Genomic DNA, 19,625 nt, shown 5'->3' on the forward strand with positions numbered 1-19,625 from the left:
ACCCTCAGATGAGAAAGATATCGCCGGCATGAATGGCACGGGTATCGCCATTCGCCAAGCGCAGGATCAACATGCCCTGGCTGTCGAGCGTGCCGAAGCCGCCCTCCACCACGTCGCCATCGGGCTGAACGACACGCATCGGCGTGCCGGTTGGGTGGGCATTGAGCAGCCAGTGGGTGCGCACCGGATCAAGCCCCTGGGCACGCCAGATCGCCAGCCAATGGCCGAAAAGCTGCGCGAGGCGCTCCAGCAGCGCAGCGGCGTCCGCCCCCTCCCCGATCGCGCCTTGCGCGACGAGGCTGGTGACCGGACGGTCGAGCCCTTGCGGGAAATGGGTGACGTTGATGCCGATGCCGACGACCACGGCATCGCCGGTGCGTTCCAGCAGGATACCGGCGATCTTCGCGCCGTCGACCAATATGTCATTGGGCCATTTGATCCGCGCCTGTCCGGCACAGAGCGGCGCGACCAGCGCATGGACGGCGTTCGCCGCGACCAGCGCCAGCGTGTGCGCCATCGGGTCGCCCGGCTGCAGCCGGATCAGGGTGGAGCAATAGAGATTGCCGACCGGACTTTCCCACGCCCGGCCCAAACGACCGCGGCCTCCGGACTGTCGCTTTGCGCGCAGCCAGAGGCCCTCGGTTTCACCCTGCTCCGCCAATGCCAGCATGTCGGCATTGGTGGAGCCGGTTTCTTCTACGGTGCGAAACTGCGTCAGAACAGCGAAGCCGCCGCAGCCGCGCTGGCCTTGTCCAGCAGCGGGTTGAGCAGATAACCGAAGACGATCACGATGGCGCAGGCGGCCATGATGATATTCTCGACCGCCCCGCCCTTCGCCTCATAGGGCGCGGCCGGCTCGTCGAAATAGATCGTCTTGATGATCTTGAGATAATAGAAGGCGCCGATCACCGACATGGCGATGCCGAAGGCGGCGAGCGCGGTCAGGTTGGCGGCGACCGCGGCATCGAACACCAGGAATTTCGCCCAGAAGCCGAACAGCGGCGGGATACCGGCCATCGAGAACATGAAGATCGCGAAGGCGGCCGACAGGCCCTTGCGCGACTGCGACAGGCCGGCGAGGCTGGCGATCGTGTCGACCGGCTTGCCGTCGGCATCACGCATCTGGAGGATGCAGGCGAAGGCGCCGATGGTCATGACGACGTAGATCGCCATGTAGCTCATCGTCGCGGCGACGCCGGCGGGCGTGCCGGCGGCAAGGCCGACCAGCGCGAAGCCGACATTGTTGATCGACGAATAGGCCATCAGACGCTTGATGCTGGTCTGGCCGATCGCCGCGACCGCACCGAACAGGATCGAGGCGAGCGCAACGAAGATGATGATCTGCTGCCAGTCGAGGCCGGCCGGGCCAAGCGCTTCGATCGCGACGCGGACCATCAGGCCCATGGCGGCAACCTTCGGCGCGCTGCCGAAGAAGGCGGTGACCGGGGTCGGCGCACCTTCATAGACGTCGGGCGTCCACATGTGGAACGGCACGGCGCTGATCTTGAAGGCGAGGCCCGCGAGCACGAAGACCAGGCCGAACAGTTCGCCCTTCGACACGCCGTCGCCCATGGCGATGGCAATGCCGTCGAACGCGGTCGAACCGGTGAAGCCGTAGAGCAGCGAGATGCCGTAGAGCAGGATGCCGCTGGCCAGCGAACCGAGCACGAAATATTTCAGGCCCGCTTCCGACGATTTTTCGTCCTGGCGCATGAAGCTGGCCAGCACGTAGGATGCGAGGCTGTTCATTTCCAGGCCGACATAGAGCGTCAGCATGTCGCCGGCCGAGACCATCATGCCCATGCCGATCGCGGCAAAGACGATCAGGACGGCATATTCGGGACGCAGCGCGCCGCCGGTGGCGAAGAAGCGCGGGGCCAGCAGGATGGCCGCACCGGCCGCGCCATAGATCAGCGCCTTGGCATAGACCGAGAAGGCGTCGGCACGGACCAGGCCGTCGAATGCGACCGGGCCATGCGCCATCGAGGTGCAGAGGCTGAGGCCGGCGGCGAGCAGTGCCAGCACTGCCAGCCAGTTGACGGCATGGGTCGAGCGGTCACCACCAAAGGCGGCGATCAGCATCAGCACCAGGCCGGAGCCGGTGAGGATGAGTTCCGGCAGTACGGCCAGAAGGGAAGCGGTTTCGATCATTAGTGCGCCTCCCCGTGCGCAGCGGCTTCTTCATGATGGCCCTCGCCTACCGGCTTGGGCGCACCCATCTTGATCTGGGAATCTCCTGCGGGAGCCGCAGGGGCGAGACGCGCTTCGAGCGCGCGGATGTCGGGACGCATCGGGGCCAGGAAGCTTTCCGGATAGACGCCCATCCAGAGCACCGCCGCGGCAATCGGGGCGAGCAGCCAGATTTCACGCGCCGACAGGTCGGGCATGGCGGCGGCATCGGCGTTCACCTGATCGCCGTAGCAGATGCGGCGATAGAGGTAGAGCATATAGGCCGCACCCAGGATAATGCCGGTGGTGCAGATCAGCGCCGCCCAGGTCGAAACCTGATAGATGCCCATCAGCGACAGGAATTCACCGACGAAGTTGCTGGTGCCCGGCAGACCGACCGAAGCCATGGTGAAGAGCAGGAACAGCACGGCGTAGCGCGGCATGTTGATCGCGAGGCCACCATAGCGGTTGATTTCCCGAGTGTGCAGGCGGTCATAGATGACGCCGACGCACAGGAACAGCGCGCCCGACACCAGGCCGTGGCCCAGCATGACCATCATCGCGCCTTCCAGGCCCGCCTGGTTGAAGGCGAACAGGCCGATGGTGACGATCGCCATGTGCGCGACCGACGAATAGGCGATCAGCTTCTTCATGTCCGACTGAACCAGCGCGATGAGGCTGGTATAGACGACGGCGACCATCGACAGGCCCCAGACCCAGGGCGCGAGCTGCGCCGAAGCTTCCGGGAACATCGGCAACGAGAAGCGGATGAAGCCGTAGCCACCCATCTTCAGCAGCACGCCTGCCAGGATGACCGAACCGGCGGTCGGCGCCTGAACGTGCGCGTCGGGCAGCCAGGTGTGGACCGGCCACATCGGCATCTTCACCGCGAAGCTGGCGAAGAAGGCGAGGAACAGCCAGATCTGGATCTTCGGATCGAAATTATAGGCCATCAGGTCGGGAATGCGGGTCGTGCCGGCCTCATGCACCATCCACATCATCGCGATCAGCATCAGGACCGAGCCGAGCAGCGTGTAGAGGAAGAATTTGTACGAGGCGTAGATACGGTTCGCACCACCCCAGATACCGATGATCAGATACATCGGGATCAGGCCGGCTTCGAACATGATGTAGAAGAGGTAGAGATCCTGCGCGGTGAAGACGCCGATCATCAGCACCTCCATGAACAGGAACGCCGCCATATATTCGCCGACGCGCTTGTTGATCGCGTTCCAGCTGGCGCCGATGCAGATCGGCATCAGGAACACGGTCAGCGCGATCAGCAGCAAGGCGATGCCGTCGATCCCGAGCGCCCACGCGAAGCGGCCGAAGATCGGCGCATATTCGGTGAACTGCCACTGGGCGCCTGCGCCCGACTGATCGAAATTGACCCACAGGACGATGCCCAGGACCAGATCGACCAGCGTGGCGATCAGCGCAATCCAGCGCGCATTATTGGCGCCAGCGAAGAGGCAGGCGATGGCACCAGCCATCGGCACTGCCATCATCAGGGAGAGGATGGGGAAGCCGTCCATTATCGTGTCATCGCCCAGGTTGCAGCCGCGGCGAGGCCAATCAGCATCACCAGCGCATAGGTGTAGAGGTAGCCGGACTGAAGCCGACGGGTGATCTTGTTGCCCTGCACGACCAGAGCAGCCAGCCCGTTGGGGCCGAAGCGGTCGATGAAGCCGACGTCACCGAATTGCCAGAAGAAGCGGCCGATGGCGAAGGCGGGCTTGACGAACAGGAAATTGTACAGCTCGTCAAAATACCACTTGTTGAGCAGGAACTGGTGCAGGGCGCCGAAGGTGGCGACGAAGCGCTGCGGCCAGTCGGTGTTCTTGATGTAAGCGAGCCAGGCAATGACCAGGCCGGTCAGCATCACGGTGAACGGACCGAACTTGACCCAGGTCGGCACTTCATGCGCGGCGTGCATCAGGTGGCTGTCGAACGCCAGGGCGCCCTTCCAGAACTCGATGCCCCCTTCCGGACCAATGAACTGGTCGTGGAAGACGAAGCCGGCGAACACGGCGCCCAGGCTGAGCACCAGCAGCGGGATCAGCATGACCAGGCCGCTTTCATGCGGATGGTAGCCACCGGTGCCGTCGCCAGCGTCATGGGCATGATGGTCATGGCCATGATCGGCGTGCGCGTGGGCATGATCGTCATGACCATGGCCGGCATGCCCATGATCGTCATGGCCGTGGCCGTGATCGTCATGCAGCGCATGCTGGATATGCTCGGACTGGGTCCAGCGCGGCTTGCCGAAGAAGGTCAGGAAGACCAGGCGCCAGCTGTAGAAGCTGGTCAGCAGCGCGGCGAACACGCCGACATAATAGGCACCAATGCCTGCACCGCCCGAAGCGAAGGCCGCTTCGAGGATGCCGTCCTTCGAATAGAAGCCAGCGAAACCGACGCCGACGAGCGGCAGGCCGACGCCCGTGATGGCGAGCGTGCCGAGCGTCATGGTCCAGAAGGTCACGGGGATCTTCTTACGCAGGCCACCATAGTAGCGCATGTCCTGCTCATGGTGCATCGCATGGATGACCGAGCCGGCGCCCAGGAACAGCAACGCCTTGAAGAAGGCATGGGTGAAGAGGTGGAACATCGCCGCGCCATAGGCGCCGCAACCGGCCGCGAAGAACATGTAGCCCAGCTGCGAACAGGTCGAATAGGCGATGACGCGCTTGATGTCGGTCTGCACGGTGCCGACGGTGGCGGCGAACAGACAGGTGGCGGCGCCGACATAGGTGACCACGGTCAGCGCGGTCGGCGACATTTCGAACATCGGCGACAGGCGGCAGACCATGAAGACGCCAGCGGTGACCATGGTGGCCGCGTGGATCAGCGCCGACACCGGGGTCGGGCCTTCCATCGCGTCGGGAAGCCAGGTGTGAAGGCCGAGCTGCGCCGACTTGCCCATCGCGCCGATGAACAGCAGCAGGCAGAGCACGGTCATGGTGTCAAAGCGGTGGCCCAGGAAGCCGATGGTCGAACCCGCCATCGACGGGGCCATTTCCAGGATTTCCGGGATCGAGATGGTATTGAACACCAGATAGGTGCCGAAAATGCCCATCATGAAGCCAAGGTCGCCGACGCGATTGACGACGAACGCCTTGATCGCGGCCGCGTTTGCACTCGGCTTGCGGAACCAGAAACCGATCAGCAGGTAGGAAGCCAGACCCACGCCTTCCCAACCGAAGAACATCTGCAGCAGATTGTTCGCGGTCACGAGCATCAGCATCGCGAAGGTGAAGAGCGAGAGATAGGCGAAGAAGCGCGGCTGATCCGGCTCTTCGTCCATATAGCCCCAGCTATAGAGGTGGACCAGGCTGGACACGCTGGTGATGACCACCAGCATGACCGCCGTCATGGTGTCGACCCGCAGCGCCCACTGGGCGTCGAAGCTGCCGCTTTCGATCCAGGTGAAGACGGGCGCAACATAGGGTTCGGCGTGGCCGGTCAGGAAGCTGATGAAGATCGGCCAGGACATGGCGCAGGCTGCGAACAGCGCGCCGGTCGTGACGATCTTCGCCGGGATCTTGCCCAGGGCCTTGTTGCCAAGGCCGGCGATGGCTGCAGCAAGCAGCGGGAGAAGGACGATAAGCTGGATCATGGGATTTGGCTCAGCCCTTCATCCGGTTGACATCGTCGACGGCGATGGTGCCGCGACCACGGAAGTAAATGACGAGGATGGCGAGGCCGATGGCCGCTTCACCCGCCGCGACGGTCAGCACGAACATCGAGAAGACCTGGCCCACCAGATCGCCCAGGAAGGCGCTGAAGGCGACGAGGTTGATGTTCACGCTGAGGAGGATCAGCTCGATCGCCATCAGGATGATGATGACATTCTTGCGATTGATGAAGATGCCGAGCACCCCCATCACGAAGAGGATGGCGCTGACCACCATATAATGTTGAAGGCCGATCACAGCTCCACCCCCTGCCCCACGGGCTGATTGATGTTGCGCACGGCGTCCTGCGGACGACGGCGGTTCTGCTTGGCAACATTCTGACCACGGACGCCGCCACGGGCACGATGGGTCAGCACGATGGCGCCGATCATCGCGACCAGCAGGACGATACCCGCCGCCTCGAACAGGAAGATGTAGCGGGTGTAGAGAATGCCGCCGATCGCCTGGATGTTGGAAAGTTCCGGATTGGCCGGGGCCGCACGCTGCGCGAGTTCGATCGGACCGGCGCTCCACAGGCCGATGCCGAGGACGATTTCCGCCAGCAGCACCAGCGCGATCAGCAGGCCGAACGGCAGATAGCTGACGAAGCCGGCGCGCAGTTCGGCGAAGTCGATGTCGAGCATCATGACGACGAACAGGAACAGCACCGCGACCGCGCCGACATAGACGATGACAAGCAGCATCGCGATGAATTCGGCGCCGAGCAGGATCATCAGACCGGCAGCGTTGAAGAAGGCCAGGATCAGCCAGAGGACCGAGTGGACCGGGTTGCGCGACAATATCGTGAGCGCGCCGCTGCTCACCACCAGAATGGCGAACAGGTAAAAGGCGAGGACGTGGATCACAGGTTCATATTCCCTTTGACGCCGGCGGCTTAACGATAGGGGGCATCGGCAGCAAGATTGGCAGCGATGGCACGCTCCCACTTGTCACCGTTTTCCAGGAGCTTGGCCTTGTCGTAGATCAGCTCCTCGCGGGTTTCGGTCGCGAACTCGAAGTTCGGGCCCTCGACGATCGCATCGACCGGGCAGGCTTCCTGGCAGAAGCCGCAATAGATGCACTTGGTCATGTCGATGTCGTAGCGCGTGGTGCGGCGGCTGCCATCGTCGCGCGGCTGCGCCTCGATGGTGATCGCCTGCGCCGGACAAATGGCCTCGCACAGCTTGCACGCGATGCAGCGCTCTTCCCCGTTGGGGTAGCGGCGCAGCGCATGCTCACCACGGAAGCGCGGCGAAATCGGGTTCTTCTCGTACGGGTAGTTGATCGTCGCCTTGGGCTTGAAGAAATACTTCAAGGTCAGCCAGTGCGCCTTCACGAACTCCCAGAGGGTGAAGCTTTTGACGTAGTAACCGAGGCTCATTGTGCGCCTCCATAGCGCGTCAGCATGAGGAAGCCCGAAACCAGGAAGACGAAGAAGAGCGAGGTCGGCAGGAAGATCTTCCAGCCCAGCCGCATCAGCTGGTCATAACGGTAGCGGGGCACCGTCGCCTTCACCCAGGAGAAGACGAAGAAGAAGAAGGCGATCTTGAGCAGGAACCAGATGATGCCCGGCACCAGGTACAGCGGCGCCCAGTCGAACGGCGGCAGATAGCCACCCCAGAACAGGATCGCGTTGAGGCCGCACATCAGGATGACGTTGGCATATTCGCCGAGCCAAAACAGGGCGAAGGCCATCGACGAATATTCGGTCTGGTAACCCGCGACCAGTTCGGATTCCGCTTCGGTCAGGTCGAACGGCGCGCGTGCCGTTTCCGCCATGGCCGAAATCAGGAACATGATCGCCATCGGGAACAGCAGCGGGTTGAAGCCGTTGCCGTTGAGGAAGCCATAATAGCCCTTCTGGCTTTCCACGATCGCCGACATGTTGAAGCTGCCGGCCCACAGCACGACGGTGATCAGGATGAAGCCGATCGAGACTTCATAGCTGATCATCTGCGCGCTGGCGCGGATCGCGGAGTAGAAGGGATATTTGGAGTTGGACGCCCACCCCGCCAGCACCACGCCATAGACGCCGAGCGACGAGATGGCGAGGATGTAGAGCAGGCCGACATTGACGTTCGACACCATCACCCCGACGCCGAAGGGGATGACGGCCCAGGCCATCAGCGCCACGGTGAAGGTGATGATCGGCGCGATCAGGAACAGGGCCTTGTTCGACGCCGAGGGAACGATGGTTTCCTGCAGGAAGACCTTGAGGCCGTCCGCGAAGGACTGAAGCAGCCCCAGCGGGCCGACGACGTTGGGACCACGGCGCAGCGCCATGGCCGCCCAGATCTTGCGGTCGGCATAGATGATCATGGCGACGGCCAGCATCAGCGGCAGTGCGATGACCAGAATACCGATAATGGTCGAAAGCAGCCAGGCGCCCTCGAAAGGCAGGCCAAGGCCTTGGAAGAAAGCGGTCACTCTGCGGCCTCCGCGAAGCTTTCACCATGGATCAGCTCGGCCGAGCATTGCTGCATCGTCGGGCTGGCGCGGCAGATCGCGTTGGTGAGGTAGAAATCCTTGATCGGCGAACCCAGCTCACCGGTCGCACCGGTGGGCAGCGACGGGACCGACCAGCCATAGTTGGCGATACCCTCGACGCCGAGAGCCGGAACCGCCTTGACCATTTCGGCGCGCAACGCGTCGAAGCTGTCGAACGGCAGCTTGGCCCCCAGCGCTTCCGACAGGGCGCGCAGGATCGACCAGTCCTCGCGGGCGTCGCCCGGCGCGAACACGGCCTTTTCACCGAACTGCACCCGGCCTTCCAGGTTGACGTAGGTACCGGCCTTTTCGGCATAGCTTGCGCCCGGCAGGATCACGTCCGCCGCATGGGCGCCCTTGTCGCCATGATGGCCGACATAGACCTTGAAGCTGCCCTCGAAGGCCGAATAATCGACTTCGTCGGCGCCGAGCGAGAAGAGCAGCTTCGGCGCGGCCGCAGCCACGGCCTTGATGCCGCCCTTGGTCGCATAGCCCAGCATCAGGCCGCCCATGCGGGCCGCCGCGAAGTGCAGGACATTGTAACCGTTCCAGCCGTCCTTGATCAGGCCCAGCGTATCGACCAGCGCCAGCGTGTCGCCATGCGCGCCGTCCTTGGCCAGCACGCCGCCGCCGACGATCATCGCCGGACGGGCTGCGCCCTTGAAGGCTTCGAGCACGGCGTCGGGCAGCTTGGCCAGCAGCGACGCGTCATTGCCCTGCCATTCGACCTTGTAGGTCAGATCGAATTCGGGACCAACGGCGAAGACCTTCGCGCCCTTCTTGATCGCCTTGCGGATGCGGGTGTTCACCAGCGGCGCTTCCCAGCGCAGATTGGTGCCGACCAGCAGGATGACGTCCGCGGTTTCGAGATCGGCGAGCGGGGTGTTGAACACCACCGACGACAGGCTCGACACGTCGTAGGACAGGCCGGTCTGGCGGCCTTCCAGCAGCGAACCGCCGAGCTTTTCGACCAGCGCCTTGCCGGCGAACATGGTTTCGCAGTCGAGCAGGTCGCCGGCGATCGCCGCGACGCTGCCGCCATGCTGGACCGCGGCGACGGCAGCAAAGGCTTCCGCCCAGGTCGCCGGAACCAGCTTGCCATCCTTGCGGACGAACGGCTTGTCGAGACGCTTGCGGACCAGACCGTCGACATTGTGACGGGTCTTGTCCGACGCCCATTCCTCGTTCACGTCGTCATTGATGCGCGGCACGGCGCGCAGCACCTGACGACCACGGCTGTCGAGGCGGATGTTGGTGCCGAGCGCGTCCATCACGTCGATCGCATGGGTCTTCTTGAGTTCCCACGGACGCGCTTCGAAAGCGTAGGGCTTGGCGGTCAGCGCGCCGACCGGGCACAGGTCGACCACATTGCCCGACAGTTCGCTCTTGGCGGCATGTTCGAGATAGGTGGTGATCTGCATATTCTCGCCGCGATAGATGGCGCCGATTTCCGGCACGCCCGCGACTTCCTCTGCAAAGCGCACGCAACGGGTACACTGGATGCAGCGGGTCATGACCGTCTTGACGATCGGCCCCATATTCTTCTCGGTGACGGCGCGCTTGTTCTCGTCATAGCGCGACGAACCACGGCCATAGGCCACCGACTGATCCTGCAGGTCGCACTCGCCACCCTGGTCGCAGATCGGGCAATCCAGCGGGTGGTTGATGAGCAGGAACTCCATCACCCCTTCGCGGGCCTTCTTGACCATTTCGCTGTCGGTGCGGATTTCCTGGCCTTCGGTGGCCGGAAGCGCGCACGAAGCCTGCGGCTTGGGCGGTCCGGGCTTCACCTCGACCAGGCACATGCGGCAATTGCCGGCGATGGAAAGGCGCTCATGATAGCAGAAACGGGGGATTTCCTTCCCCGCCTGCTCGCAAGCCTGGAGGACTGTGGCGCCCGCCGGGACTTCGAGTTCTACGCCGTCTACTTTGACCTTCGGCATGGTTACTCCGCTGCCTCCATGACGGGGGCACTACCCTTGTTCTCGTTGATCCGGCGCTCGATTTCCGGACGGAAGTGCCGGATCAGCCCCTGGATCGGCCATGCCGCCGCGTCGCCAAGCGCGCAGATGGTGTGGCCTTCAACCTGCTTGGTCACCTGGAACAGCATGTCGATTTCGCTCTGGTCCGCGTCGCCGGTGCGCAGACGCTCCATGACGCGCCACATCCAGCCCGTGCCTTCGCGGCACGGCGTACACTGGCCGCAGCTCTCATGCTTGTAGAAATAGGAGAGACGCGAAATGGCGCGGACGATGTCGGTCGACTTGTCCATGACGATGACGGCGGCGGTGCCCAGGCCCGAGCCCAGCGCGCGCAGACCGTCAAAGTCCATCGGTGCGTCCATGATTTCCTTCGCAGGAACCAGCGGCACCGACGACCCGCCCGGAATGACCGCGAGCAGATTGTCCCAGCCGCCACGGATGCCGCCGCAATGGCGATCGATCAGTTCGCGGAACGGGATCGACATCGATTCCTCGACGACGCACGGCTTGTTCACATGACCGCTGATCTGGAACAGCTTGGTACCGCGGTTATTCTCACGGCCAAAGCCGTTGAACCAGGCGGCGCCGCGACGCAGGATCGTCGGCGCAACCGCGATCGATTCCACGTTGTTCACCGTGGTCGGGCAGCCATAAAGGCCCGCGCCGGCCGGGAAAGGCGGCTTCAGGCGGGGCTGGCCCTTCTTGCCCTCGATGCTTTCGATCTGGGCGGTTTCCTCGCCGCAGATATAGGCGCCGGCGCCACGATGGACGAACACGTCGAAATCATAGCCCGAACCGCAGGCATTCTTGCCGATGAAGCCCTTTTCATAGGCCTGCTCGACGGCAGCGAAGAGCACCTTCGCCTCATAGATGAACTCGCCGCGGATATAGATGTAGGCGGCGCGCGCCCGCATCGCGAAACCGGCGATCAGCGCGCCTTCGATCAGCTTGTGCGGATCGTGGCGGATGATTTCGCGGTCCTTGCACGAACCCGGTTCGGATTCGTCGGCGTTGATGACGAGGAAGCTGGGACGGCCGTCCTTGCTTTCCTTGGGCATGAAGCTCCACTTCATGCCGGTCGGGAAGCCGGCGCCGCCACGGCCGCGCAGGTTCGACGCCTTGATGGTGTCGATGATCGCGTCCTGGCCGATTTCCATCAGCTTCTTGGTATTGTCCCAATCGCCACGCTTCATCGCGGCGTCGACGCCCCAATCCTGGAAGCCGTGGACGTTGGTGAAGATGCGGTCCTTGTCGGACAGCGGCCCGACGAAGGGGGCCGGTGCGGGTGCATCGGTCATGCCGTCGCTCCTTCGTTCCATTGACCGCGATAGTCGTGATTTTCGCCGACCATCTCCTTGAGGGTGGTCGGGCCACCTTCCGGCGCGCTGGTCTGACGATCGATCTGCGGGCCGATCTTGGGCTGGCCGCCGGCGGCCAGCGTTTCCAGGATGGCGATGGTGCTGTCGTAGGTCAGATCTTCGAAATTATCGTCGTTGATCTGGACCATCGGCGCGTTGGCGCAGGCACCAAGGCATTCGACCTCATTGAGGGTGAACAGGCCGTCGGGGGTCGTGCCGCCCTTGACCAGGCCCTTGTTCTTGCACGCGGCGAAGACATCGTCCGACCCGCGCAGCATGCACGGCGTCGTGCCGCAGACCTGCACATGGTAACGGCCGACCGGCGCCAGATTGTACATGGTGTAGAAGGTCGCGACCTCATAGACGCGCATGTACGGCATATCGAGCTGGCGCCCGATATATTCCATGACCGGAACCGGCAGCCAGCCATTGGTCTGCGTCTCCGCGCCAACCTGGCGCTGGGCCAGGTCGAGCAGCGGCATCACCGCCGACTGCTGGCGACCGGCGGGATAGCGCGCGATGACCTTCTTGGCCTGCTCGGCATTTTCGGGCGTCCACTCGAACGCGCCCCAGCGCGCGCGGGTTTCGGCCTCATCGGGGATATGAACTGCGTCAGCCATTATCGGTCACATTCTCCGAACACGATGTCCATCGCGCCCAGTACAGCGGTTGTATCGGCCAGCATGTGGCCCTTCATCATGAAGTCCATCGCCTGCAGATGGCTGAAGGCGGTCGGGCGGATCTTGCAGCGATAGGGCTTGTTGGAGCCGTCGCTGACCAGATAGACGCCGAATTCGCCCTTCGGGCTTTCGGTCGCCACATAGACCTCGCCCGCGGGGACGTGGAAGCCCTCGGTATAGAGCTTGAAGTGGTGGATCAGCGCTTCCATCGACTTCTTCATCTCGCCGCGCTTGGGCGGGGAGACCTTGCGGTCGAAGCTGGCGATCGGCCCTTCAGGCATTTCACTGAGGCACTGCTTCATGATGCGCGCGGACTGGCGCACTTCCTCGACGCGGACCATGAACCGGTCGTAGCAGTCGAACGCGGTGCCGACCGGAACGTCGAATTCCATGCGGTCATAGACGTCGTAGGGCTGCGCCTTGCGGATGTCCCAGGCGATGCCCGAGCCACGCAGCATGGGACCGGAGAAGCCCCATTTCAGCGCGTCTTCCTTGCTGACGATCGAGATGTCGACATTGCGCTGCTTGAAGATGCGGTTGTCTACGACCAGGCTCATCGCGTCCTCGAACAGGCGCGGCAGACGGGTGTCGAGCCAGTCGGCGATGTCGGTCAGCAGCTTGAGCGGCACGTCCTGATGCACGCCGCCCGGCCGGAAATAGGCCGAATGCATGCGGGCGCCCGACGCGCGCTCGAAGAAGTTGAGGCAATCCTCGCGGATTTCGAACAGCCACAGGTTCGGCGTCATCGCGCCAACGTCCATGACGTGCGAACCCAGGTTCAGCATGTGATTGCAGATACGGGTCAGTTCCGCGAAGAACACGCGCAGATATTGCGCGCGCAGCGGCACTTCCAGGTTCAGCAGCTTTTCGACCGCCAGAACATAGCTATGCTCCATGCCGAGCGGCGAACAATAGTCCAGCCGGTCGAAATAGGGCAGCGCCTGCATATAGGTCTTGTGCTCGATCAGCTTTTCGGTGCCGCGATGCAGCAGGCCGACATGCGGGTCGCAGCGCTCCACGATTTCGCCGTCCAGCTCCATGACCAGACGCAGAACGCCGTGCGCCGCAGGGTGCTGCGGACCGAAGTTGATCGTGTAGTTCTGGATTTCCGTGTCACCATAGGCCGGGTCGGCCGCATCGGTGACATGATCCATCTTTTCGAGATAGTCGGACATCAGGCCTTACCTTCGGGCTTGGCAGCCCCCTTGCCTTCATCGGTTTCGGCGGAGGGCTTGGCCGGCGCATCGGCCGACTTTTCCTCGGCCTTCTTGTTGGCGGCATCGCCAGCACCGGTGTCGGCCTTGCTTTCCGTCGCCTTGGGCGTGGGTGCGGCTGCGGGCGCAGGAGCCGGCGCGGCAGGTGCCGCCGCCTTCTCGTCGCCCGGAAGCACGTATTGCGCGCCTTCCCAGGGCGACATGAAGTCGAAGCTGCGGAAGTCCTGGGCCAGCTTCACCGGCTCATAGACGACGCGCTTGTCCTCTTCGGAATAGCGCAGCTCGACATAGCCGGTCAGCGGGAAGTCCTTGCGCTGCGGATGGCCCTTGAAACCATAGTCGGTCAGGATGCGACGCAGGTCGGTATTGCCGTCGAAGATGACGCCATACATGTCGAACACTTCGCGCTCCAGCCAGCCGGCGACCGGCCAGAGGTGCGTGACGGTCGGCACCGGCGTATCCTCGTCGGTCGAGACCTTGACGCGGACGCGGTGGTTCCGCGTGACGCTGAGCAGGTGATAGGCGACCTCGAACCGATCCGGACGCTCCGGATAGTCGACGCCGGCAATTTCCATCAGCTGCTGGTAATGCGCCATGTCGCGCAGCGCGACCATGGCATTGGCCAGGTCGTCGCGCGCGACAACGAAGGTCAGCTCGTCAGCATGATCGATGGTTTCGATCAGCATCGACCCCAGCAGGGCGCCGATTTCCTCGGCGATCCCTTCGGGGTTCACGATCTTGGGTGCAGAATGGCCCATATTAACGCTCAATCGTCCCGATCCGGCGGATCTTCCGCTGCAGCTGCATGATGCCGTAGAGCAGAGCTTCGGCAGTGGGCGGGCAGCCCGGCACATAGATGTCGACCGGCACGATGCGGTCACAGCCACGGACGACCGAATAGCTATAGTGGTAGTAACCACCGCCATTGGCGCAGCTGCCCATCGAAATCACATATTTCGGGTTGGACATCTGGTCATAGACCTTGCGGAGCGCCGGAGCCATCTTGTTGCACAGCGTGCCCGCGACGATCATCACGTCCGACTGGCGCGGAGATGCGCGCGGCGCGGCGCCGAAGCGCTCCATGTCGTAGCGCGGCATGTTGACGTGGATCATCTCCACGGCGCAGCAGGCCAGACCGAAGGTCATCCACCACAGCGAACCCGTGCGGGCCCACTGGAATAGTTCCTCGGTCGAGGTGACAAGGAAGCCCTTGTCGCTGACTTCACTGCTGAGCGCGTTGAAGAAGTCCTGGTCGGGCTGCGTCCCCATCGGCGGCATGGTGCCGGGAATGGGGCTGGTCAGTTCTACTCCCAATCGAGTGCTCCCTTCTTCCACGCATAGACGAGGCCGAGCACCAGCTCCGCTATGAAGATCATCATCGTCGCCCAGCCGGCCCAGCCGATCTGGTCAAGGCTCACCGCCCAGGGAAAGAGGAATGCCGCTTCCAGGTCGAAAATGATGAACAGGATGGCGACAAGGTAGAAACGCACGTCGAACTGGCTGCGCGGCTCTTCAAATGCGGGGAAGCCGCATTCATATTCGGACAGCTTTGCAGGATCGGGCTTGTGCGCACCGGTCAGGCGGCCAACCAGCATCGGCAAGAAGACGAAGGTGCTGGAGAGCAGCAGAGCGATCCCGAGAAAGATCAGGATCGGCAGATATTGGCTGAGATCGACCAATGGAATCCCCTGGGCGAAAATTGTTCTGGGGGGGCCTTTAGGCCTGCTGCATATGCGAAGCAAGGGGCGAACCCATGAGAATGATTCGCAACAATTGCAAAGGCTTGATCGCGTTACCAAAAGCGCAAGAGACGATTGCCGCAGACACAAAAAAACAGGCGCCGGACCACCTTTGGAAGCCCGAAGACTCGCCGCGGTGGGCCGACGCCCTTTGCTCTTAAATCAGAAGCTTAGCAGAGCCTGATTCACGCCATCGGCGGAAACGCGAAGCACCTCCCCCAATCGCGACCAGGCTCTTAGCGCAGCGCGCCGGCCACCAGCTTGTGCAGCTTGCTGTGGGTCGCGTCATTGCCTGCGATCACTTCCTTGCGGTCGATCATCTGGTCGCCGCCGCGGAAGTCGCTGACGAAGCCACCGGCTTCGCGCACCATCAGGATGCCAGCCGCCACGTCCCAGGGCTGCAGGCCGCCTTCCCAGAAGCCGTCATAGCGGCCCGAGGCGACATGGGCGAGGTCGAGCGAGGCGGCACCGAAGCGGCGCAGGCCAGCGACCGAAGGCGCCACTGCACCGAAGATGCGGGTCCATTCGGCCATGTTGCCATGGCCCATGAACGGAATGCCGGTGGCGATCAGGCAGTCGGCAAGGTCACGGCGGGCCGAGACGCGCAGACGCTGGTCATGACGCCAGGCGCCGCGATTCTTTTCCGCCCAATAGCTTTCGTCGGTGACCGGCTGATAGATCAGGCCCGAGGTCACTTCGCGCTTGCCGCCGAACAACGGCTCCTCGACAGCGATCGAGATGGCGAAGTGCGGGATGCCATGCAGGAAGTTGGTGGTGCCGTCGAGCGGATCGATGATCCAGCGCGGCTTGTTGGGATCGCCCTCGATCACCCCGCCCTCTTCCAGCAGGAAGCCCCAGTCGGGACGCGCCTTCTGCAGTTCCTCGACCAGCGTCTGCTCAGCCTGCTTGTCGGCCTTGGACACGAAGTCCGCCGGCCCCTTGCGCGACACCTGCAGATGCTCGACCTCGCCGAAGTCGCGGCGCAGCTTGGAGCCGGCCTTGCGGGCGGCGCGTTCCATGACGGTGAGAAGGCCGGAATGGGATACCATGTAAAATCTCCGCCGCCCCGGTGGGCGGCCTTTGCTTTAATTCTTGGGGGCGGGCTTGGCAGCGGCCGGACGATAGCCACAGGTGCCGGCGATCACCGCCAGCATCTGCGAGGGATCCTTGCGGTTCACCTTGCCCGGATTGCCCGCGATCACCTTGTCGGTCGCCGCACTGATCTGCGACAGCGAATTGCTGTAGAGGCATTCGAACAGCGCGGTCTTGACCGGCGCCTCAACCTCCTTCGACTCCAACGCACTGCTGATGACCTGCAGCACATAGGCCGCACTGTCGATCTGCGCCTTGGACGGCTTGTTGACCGTCTGGGCAGGGAGCGCAGCCGGCAGGGCGCCGATCGCGAGGATGGCGGCAACTGCCGTGCTGCGCCCGAACCGCATCAGTCGGCCCGCTTCACATATTCGCGCTCATAGACATCGACCACGATGCGCGTGCCGGTGACGATGTGCGGCGGAACCATGACGCGGACGCCATTATCGAGGATCGCCGGCTTGTAGCTGGCCGATGCGGTCTGGCCCTTCACCACGGCGTCGGCTTCGACGATGGTCGCTTCGACCGTCTCGGGCAGCTGGACGCTGATCGGACGTTCTTCATACATTTCCAGCATGACCATCATGCCGTCCTGCAGGAAGGCGGCGGCATCGCCGACCAGGTCCATCGGCAGGTTGATCTGGTCATAGGTTTCGGTGTCCATGAACACCAGCATGTCACCCTCGGGGTAGAGATACTGGAAATCCTTGGTGTCGAGGCGGATGCGCTCGACGCTCTCGGCCGAGCGGAAGCGGACATTGTTCTTGCGGCCATCGATCAGGTTCTTCAGCTCCACCTGCATATAGGCGCCGCCCTTGCCGGGCTGGGTGTGCTGAATCTTGACGGCGCGCCACAGGCCACCCTCATATTCGATATTGTTGCCGGGACGAATGTCCACGCCGCTGATCTTCATGGGAAGAGCCTGCCTATATGTCTGAATGTGGAAAAGAGCCGGCCTCTGCGAGGCTGGCCGCGCCTTTACCGCGAGACGGCGCCAAGGGCAAGAGGGCGGCGTTTCCGCTTAACTTCGCACATTTCCCGCAGATTTTGAAATTCGCTTTCCTACTTGAGCAATTTTCGATCGCGGCTGACCCCGATGATAGCCGATCGCGGGCCGATAGGACAGGTCATTGGCCGACCAGCAGCGGATAGGGATTGACCGGCTGGCCACCATACCAGGGATCAGCCGGCGCCATGCGGTTGACGGCGAAATGGAGGTGCGGCGCGGCGGGATCGGCATTGCCGGTGCTGCCCACGGTCGCGATGCGCTGCCCGCGCCTGACCGCCTGCCCTTCGTGCAGGCCCGGCGCATAGCTGTCGAGATGGGCATAATAATAGAGGGTGTGCCCGTCGGGCGCGCGTTCATAAAGGGTGCGGCCACCCGCCTCGCTCCAGAAGATCTTCTCGATCCGGCCGTCGGCAGCGGCCAGCACCGCCCTGCCCCGCGCCGCCATGATGTCGATCGCGTCATGCGGACGGGCGCCGCCTGCCCGCGCCTGGGTGAAGGTGTCGGTGAGCGCGGAGGCCGGCACACCCTCCACCGGGATCAGCAGCGCACCGTCGCTGACGGTTGGCGGCGCAGACACAGCGGATCGCACCGGCGCATCGGCCGGGACGATCCGCACGCAATATCGGGCGAAGGCGATGCAGAGCAGCAGCGCGACCGCGATACCGCCCCACAGCCGGACATTCATGCCTGGAACTTCGCCTTGACGCCGCTCTTCACCATCTGCGCCAGCCGCGCGGCATCCCAGTTGGTGAGGCGGATGCAGCCATGGCTTTCGGTGCGGCCGATCAGTTGCGGCTCGGGCGTGCCATGGATGCCATAATGATCCTTGGACAGATCGATCCACACGACGCCGACCGGGCCGTTAGGGCCGGGCTTCAGCACCGCCTTCTGATCCTTCGACGCGGCATCCCAGAACAGGTCAGGATTATAATGGAAGTCGGGATTGCGGCTGACGCCCTTGATCGTCCATTCGCCCAGCGGCAGCGGATCATGCTGTGACCCGGTGGTGACCGGGAATTGCGCGATCAGCCTATTGTCCGCGCCATAGACTTTGAGCAGCCCTTCCGACTTGTCGACCACCAGATGGTCGGCCTGTGGCTGGTCCTTGGCGACGCCCAGGCTGGCGAGCGTTTCGCCCCAGCCACGCTCGTCGCCTTCGATCCGTGCCACCGGCTGGTTGGCAATCGCCGGCACGCGGATGGTCGCGCCGGCCGCGACCTTCGTATCGGGCGGGTTCATGCCGGTCAGCACTTCAGGCGTGGTGTGGAAGCGCTCCGCCAGCTTTTCGAGCAGGTTGCGATAGGTGAGCGCGGGCAGGCTCGCCTGATTGTTCAATCCCTTGGGAATGTCGAAGAAGGGTCCGCGGGCAAAACCATCAGGAATACGCACCAGCCAGGTGGTCGGCTTCGCCTCCCCCTCCAGCAGCGCGGCCGAGGTCTTCTGGTCATAGTTGCCGGTGACGGGCAGCTTGTTCGCCTCCTGGAAGCCGCGCAAGGCCGCCTTGAAGCTCATGCCGTCCTTGCCGTCCATCACGCCGGGCGAGAAGCCCCAGCGATCGAGCGCCACCTGCGCCTGCAATATCTGGTTGGGCTGCCAAGGCTTGCCGCCGGGTTCCTCCACGACCTGGAAAGCATAGGCGGCCGAGGGATCGGGCGCGGCCTGTGTCTGGTTGATCGGTGTCTGGTTGGTTGGCGCGGCTGGCTGGCTTTCATTAGCGTCGGTGGTCGACACATTGCAGGCCGCGCACAGCAGCGGCAGGCCGAGAAGACGATATTTCAAGGCGATACTCTCCCACATCATGGAAGAGACAACGCAGCAGGCGGCGGAAAGCTGCCTGCGCCGCTGCGATCAGATGGCTTCGGCCTCCGCCTTGGCCTTCTCGCGCTCGCGTATCCCCTCAAGATCCCGGTCGAGGAAATAGTTGAGGAAGGTGCGGATGGCCGCGATCGCCCCGAGCTTGCCGATTTCCGCCCAGGTCGGGGCGATGCTGGTTTCCACGATATCGGCCGCAAGCTGGAAACTCAGCCCGGCGACCGCCCAGCGGCCAAAGCTCATCCAGACGGGCATGAGCTTCGATTCGTCCGCCTTGAACAATAGCAGCCCCGTCAGGCCGATCGCGCCCTGAACCGAACCGATGGCGATCGCCAGGATCGCCAGCAGATTGACCAGCAGCGCGACATATTCCGCCAACTGATGGACGAATTCTTCCAACGCCATGCCT

The 19,625-nt window shown here is 63.3% G+C and carries 21 protein-coding genes; all 21 read right to left on the reverse strand.

Annotation, left to right across the window (positions count from 1 at the left end; all coding sequences use genetic code 11):
* Positions 1 to 4: 4 nt before the first annotated feature.
* The 21 genes from BRX37_RS12460 to BRX37_RS12560 all read right to left on the reverse strand — a co-directional run bounded on the left by BRX37_RS12460 (position 5) and on the right by BRX37_RS12560 (position 19,621).
* Positions 5 to 718: a biotin--[acetyl-CoA-carboxylase] ligase gene (locus tag BRX37_RS12460; protein WP_125987327.1), complete on the reverse strand. Its 714-nt coding sequence runs from the start codon at positions 716 to 718 to the stop codon at positions 5 to 7.
* A complete protein-coding gene (gene nuoN, locus BRX37_RS12465; RefSeq protein ID WP_004211750.1) occupies positions 715 to 2,151 on the reverse strand; it encodes an NADH-quinone oxidoreductase subunit NuoN in 1,437 nt (478 codons plus the stop codon). Before nuoN ends, BRX37_RS12460 begins: the two co-directional genes overlap by 4 nt.
* Positions 2,151 to 3,704: an NADH-quinone oxidoreductase subunit M gene (locus BRX37_RS12470; protein WP_007714750.1), complete on the reverse strand. Its 1,554-nt coding sequence runs from the start codon at positions 3,702 to 3,704 to the stop codon at positions 2,151 to 2,153. The genes nuoN and BRX37_RS12470 overlap by 1 nt, the downstream gene beginning before the upstream one ends.
* A complete protein-coding gene (nuoL, locus tag BRX37_RS12475; RefSeq protein ID WP_125987329.1) occupies positions 3,704 to 5,785 on the reverse strand; it encodes an NADH-quinone oxidoreductase subunit L in 2,082 nt (693 codons plus the stop codon). The genes BRX37_RS12470 and nuoL overlap by 1 nt, the downstream gene beginning before the upstream one ends.
* Positions 5,786 to 5,795: 10 nt before the next feature.
* Positions 5,796 to 6,101: an NADH-quinone oxidoreductase subunit NuoK gene (nuoK, locus tag BRX37_RS12480; RefSeq protein WP_004211745.1), complete on the reverse strand. Its 306-nt coding sequence runs from the start codon at positions 6,099 to 6,101 to the stop codon at positions 5,796 to 5,798.
* Positions 6,098 to 6,709: an NADH-quinone oxidoreductase subunit J gene (locus BRX37_RS12485; protein ID WP_004211740.1), complete on the reverse strand. Its 612-nt coding sequence runs from the start codon at positions 6,707 to 6,709 to the stop codon at positions 6,098 to 6,100. The genes nuoK and BRX37_RS12485 overlap by 4 nt, the downstream gene beginning before the upstream one ends.
* 29 nt (positions 6,710 to 6,738) lie before the next feature.
* On the reverse strand, positions 6,739 to 7,224 hold the full coding sequence (nuoI, locus tag BRX37_RS12490) for an NADH-quinone oxidoreductase subunit NuoI (protein WP_004211738.1): 486 nt from the start codon (positions 7,222 to 7,224) through the stop codon (positions 6,739 to 6,741).
* Positions 7,221 to 8,270 (reverse strand): NADH-quinone oxidoreductase subunit NuoH, encoded by a 1,050-nt coding sequence (gene nuoH, locus BRX37_RS12495; RefSeq protein WP_017501781.1) that lies wholly within the window; start codon positions 8,268 to 8,270, stop codon positions 7,221 to 7,223. The genes nuoI and nuoH overlap by 4 nt, the downstream gene beginning before the upstream one ends.
* Positions 8,267 to 10,273, reverse strand: coding sequence for an NADH-quinone oxidoreductase subunit NuoG (nuoG, locus tag BRX37_RS12500; RefSeq protein ID WP_125987331.1), 2,007 nt, complete (start codon positions 10,271 to 10,273; stop codon positions 8,267 to 8,269). Before nuoG ends, nuoH begins: the two co-directional genes overlap by 4 nt.
* 2 nt (positions 10,274 to 10,275) lie before the next feature.
* A complete protein-coding gene (gene nuoF, locus BRX37_RS12505) occupies positions 10,276 to 11,610 on the reverse strand; it encodes an NADH-quinone oxidoreductase subunit NuoF (RefSeq protein WP_004211735.1) in 1,335 nt (444 codons plus the stop codon).
* Positions 11,607 to 12,290: a complex I 24 kDa subunit family protein gene (locus tag BRX37_RS12510; RefSeq protein WP_004211734.1), complete on the reverse strand. Its 684-nt coding sequence runs from the start codon at positions 12,288 to 12,290 to the stop codon at positions 11,607 to 11,609. Before BRX37_RS12510 ends, nuoF begins: the two co-directional genes overlap by 4 nt.
* Positions 12,290 to 13,525, reverse strand: a complete 1,236-nt coding sequence (locus BRX37_RS12515) for an NADH-quinone oxidoreductase subunit D (protein WP_004211732.1) — start codon at positions 13,523 to 13,525, stop codon at positions 12,290 to 12,292. Before BRX37_RS12515 ends, BRX37_RS12510 begins: the two co-directional genes overlap by 1 nt.
* A complete protein-coding gene (locus BRX37_RS12520; protein WP_125987333.1) occupies positions 13,525 to 14,322 on the reverse strand; it encodes an NADH-quinone oxidoreductase subunit C in 798 nt (265 codons plus the stop codon). The genes BRX37_RS12515 and BRX37_RS12520 overlap by 1 nt, the downstream gene beginning before the upstream one ends.
* Before the next feature lies 1 nt (position 14,323).
* Entirely contained in the window at positions 14,324 to 14,878 is a 555-nt protein-coding gene (locus BRX37_RS12525; protein WP_004211730.1) for a NuoB/complex I 20 kDa subunit family protein, read from the reverse strand.
* Complete coding sequence (locus BRX37_RS12530) at positions 14,869 to 15,243, reverse strand: NADH-quinone oxidoreductase subunit A (RefSeq protein ID WP_004211729.1); 375 nt, start codon at positions 15,241 to 15,243, stop codon at positions 14,869 to 14,871. Before BRX37_RS12530 ends, BRX37_RS12525 begins: the two co-directional genes overlap by 10 nt.
* 296 nt (positions 15,244 to 15,539) lie before the next feature.
* Entirely contained in the window at positions 15,540 to 16,352 is an 813-nt protein-coding gene (locus BRX37_RS12535; protein WP_125987335.1) for an inositol monophosphatase family protein, read from the reverse strand.
* A gap of 36 nt (positions 16,353 to 16,388) precedes the next feature.
* Positions 16,389 to 16,745 (reverse strand): hypothetical protein, encoded by a 357-nt coding sequence (locus BRX37_RS12540; protein WP_125987336.1) that lies wholly within the window; start codon positions 16,743 to 16,745, stop codon positions 16,389 to 16,391.
* Positions 16,745 to 17,308 carry an elongation factor P gene (gene efp / locus BRX37_RS12545; RefSeq protein WP_004211725.1) on the reverse strand — a complete coding sequence of 188 codons (564 nt, stop codon included), beginning with the start codon at positions 17,306 to 17,308 and terminating at the stop codon, positions 16,745 to 16,747. The genes BRX37_RS12540 and efp overlap by 1 nt, the downstream gene beginning before the upstream one ends.
* A gap of 214 nt (positions 17,309 to 17,522) precedes the next feature.
* A complete protein-coding gene (locus tag BRX37_RS12550; protein ID WP_125987338.1) occupies positions 17,523 to 18,089 on the reverse strand; it encodes a M23 family metallopeptidase in 567 nt (188 codons plus the stop codon).
* Positions 18,086 to 19,204, reverse strand: coding sequence for a L,D-transpeptidase family protein (locus tag BRX37_RS12555; protein WP_125987340.1), 1,119 nt, complete (start codon positions 19,202 to 19,204; stop codon positions 18,086 to 18,088). The genes BRX37_RS12550 and BRX37_RS12555 overlap by 4 nt, the downstream gene beginning before the upstream one ends.
* A 48-nt stretch (positions 19,205 to 19,252) precedes the next feature.
* Positions 19,253 to 19,621, reverse strand: coding sequence for a DUF1622 domain-containing protein (locus BRX37_RS12560; RefSeq protein ID WP_004211722.1), 369 nt, complete (start codon positions 19,619 to 19,621; stop codon positions 19,253 to 19,255).
* Between the last annotated feature and the right edge of the window lie 4 nt (positions 19,622 to 19,625).

Source organism: Sphingomonas sp. S-NIH.Pt3_0716 (assembly GCF_003950715.1).
Taxonomy (GTDB): Bacteria; Pseudomonadota; Alphaproteobacteria; order Sphingomonadales; family Sphingomonadaceae; genus Sphingobium; species Sphingobium yanoikuyae_A.

Bases quoted from the DNA above. Each gene is read 5' to 3' on its own strand.
- efp (WP_004211725.1), bottom strand. From the start codon at position 17,308: ATGAAGATCAGCGGCGTGGACATTCGTCCCGGCAACAATATCGAATAT.
- nuoL (WP_125987329.1), bottom strand. From the start codon at position 5,785: ATGATCCAGCTTATCGTCCTTCTCCCGCTGCTTGCTGCAGCCATCGCC.
- BRX37_RS12510 (WP_004211734.1), bottom strand. From the start codon at position 12,290: ATGGCTGACGCAGTTCATATCCCCGATGAGGCCGAAACCCGCGCGCGC.
- BRX37_RS12550 (WP_125987338.1), bottom strand. From the start codon at position 18,089: ATGAATGTCCGGCTGTGGGGCGGTATCGCGGTCGCGCTGCTGCTCTGC.
- BRX37_RS12555 (WP_125987340.1), bottom strand. From the start codon at position 19,204: ATGATGTGGGAGAGTATCGCCTTGAAATATCGTCTTCTCGGCCTGCCG.
- BRX37_RS12535 (WP_125987335.1), bottom strand. From the start codon at position 16,352: ATGGTATCCCATTCCGGCCTTCTCACCGTCATGGAACGCGCCGCCCGC.
- nuoI (WP_004211738.1), bottom strand. From the start codon at position 7,224: ATGAGCCTCGGTTACTACGTCAAAAGCTTCACCCTCTGGGAGTTCGTG.
- BRX37_RS12520 (WP_125987333.1), bottom strand. From the start codon at position 14,322: ATGGGCCATTCTGCACCCAAGATCGTGAACCCCGAAGGGATCGCCGAG.
- nuoF (WP_004211735.1), bottom strand. From the start codon at position 11,610: ATGACCGATGCACCCGCACCGGCCCCCTTCGTCGGGCCGCTGTCCGAC.
- BRX37_RS12515 (WP_004211732.1), bottom strand. From the start codon at position 13,525: ATGTCCGACTATCTCGAAAAGATGGATCATGTCACCGATGCGGCCGAC.
- nuoG (WP_125987331.1), bottom strand. From the start codon at position 10,273: ATGCCGAAGGTCAAAGTAGACGGCGTAGAACTCGAAGTCCCGGCGGGC.
- BRX37_RS12540 (WP_125987336.1), bottom strand. From the start codon at position 16,745: ATGCGGTTCGGGCGCAGCACGGCAGTTGCCGCCATCCTCGCGATCGGC.
- BRX37_RS12560 (WP_004211722.1), bottom strand. From the start codon at position 19,621: ATGGCGTTGGAAGAATTCGTCCATCAGTTGGCGGAATATGTCGCGCTG.
- BRX37_RS12470 (WP_007714750.1), bottom strand. From the start codon at position 3,704: ATGGACGGCTTCCCCATCCTCTCCCTGATGATGGCAGTGCCGATGGCT.
- nuoN (WP_004211750.1), bottom strand. From the start codon at position 2,151: ATGATCGAAACCGCTTCCCTTCTGGCCGTACTGCCGGAACTCATCCTC.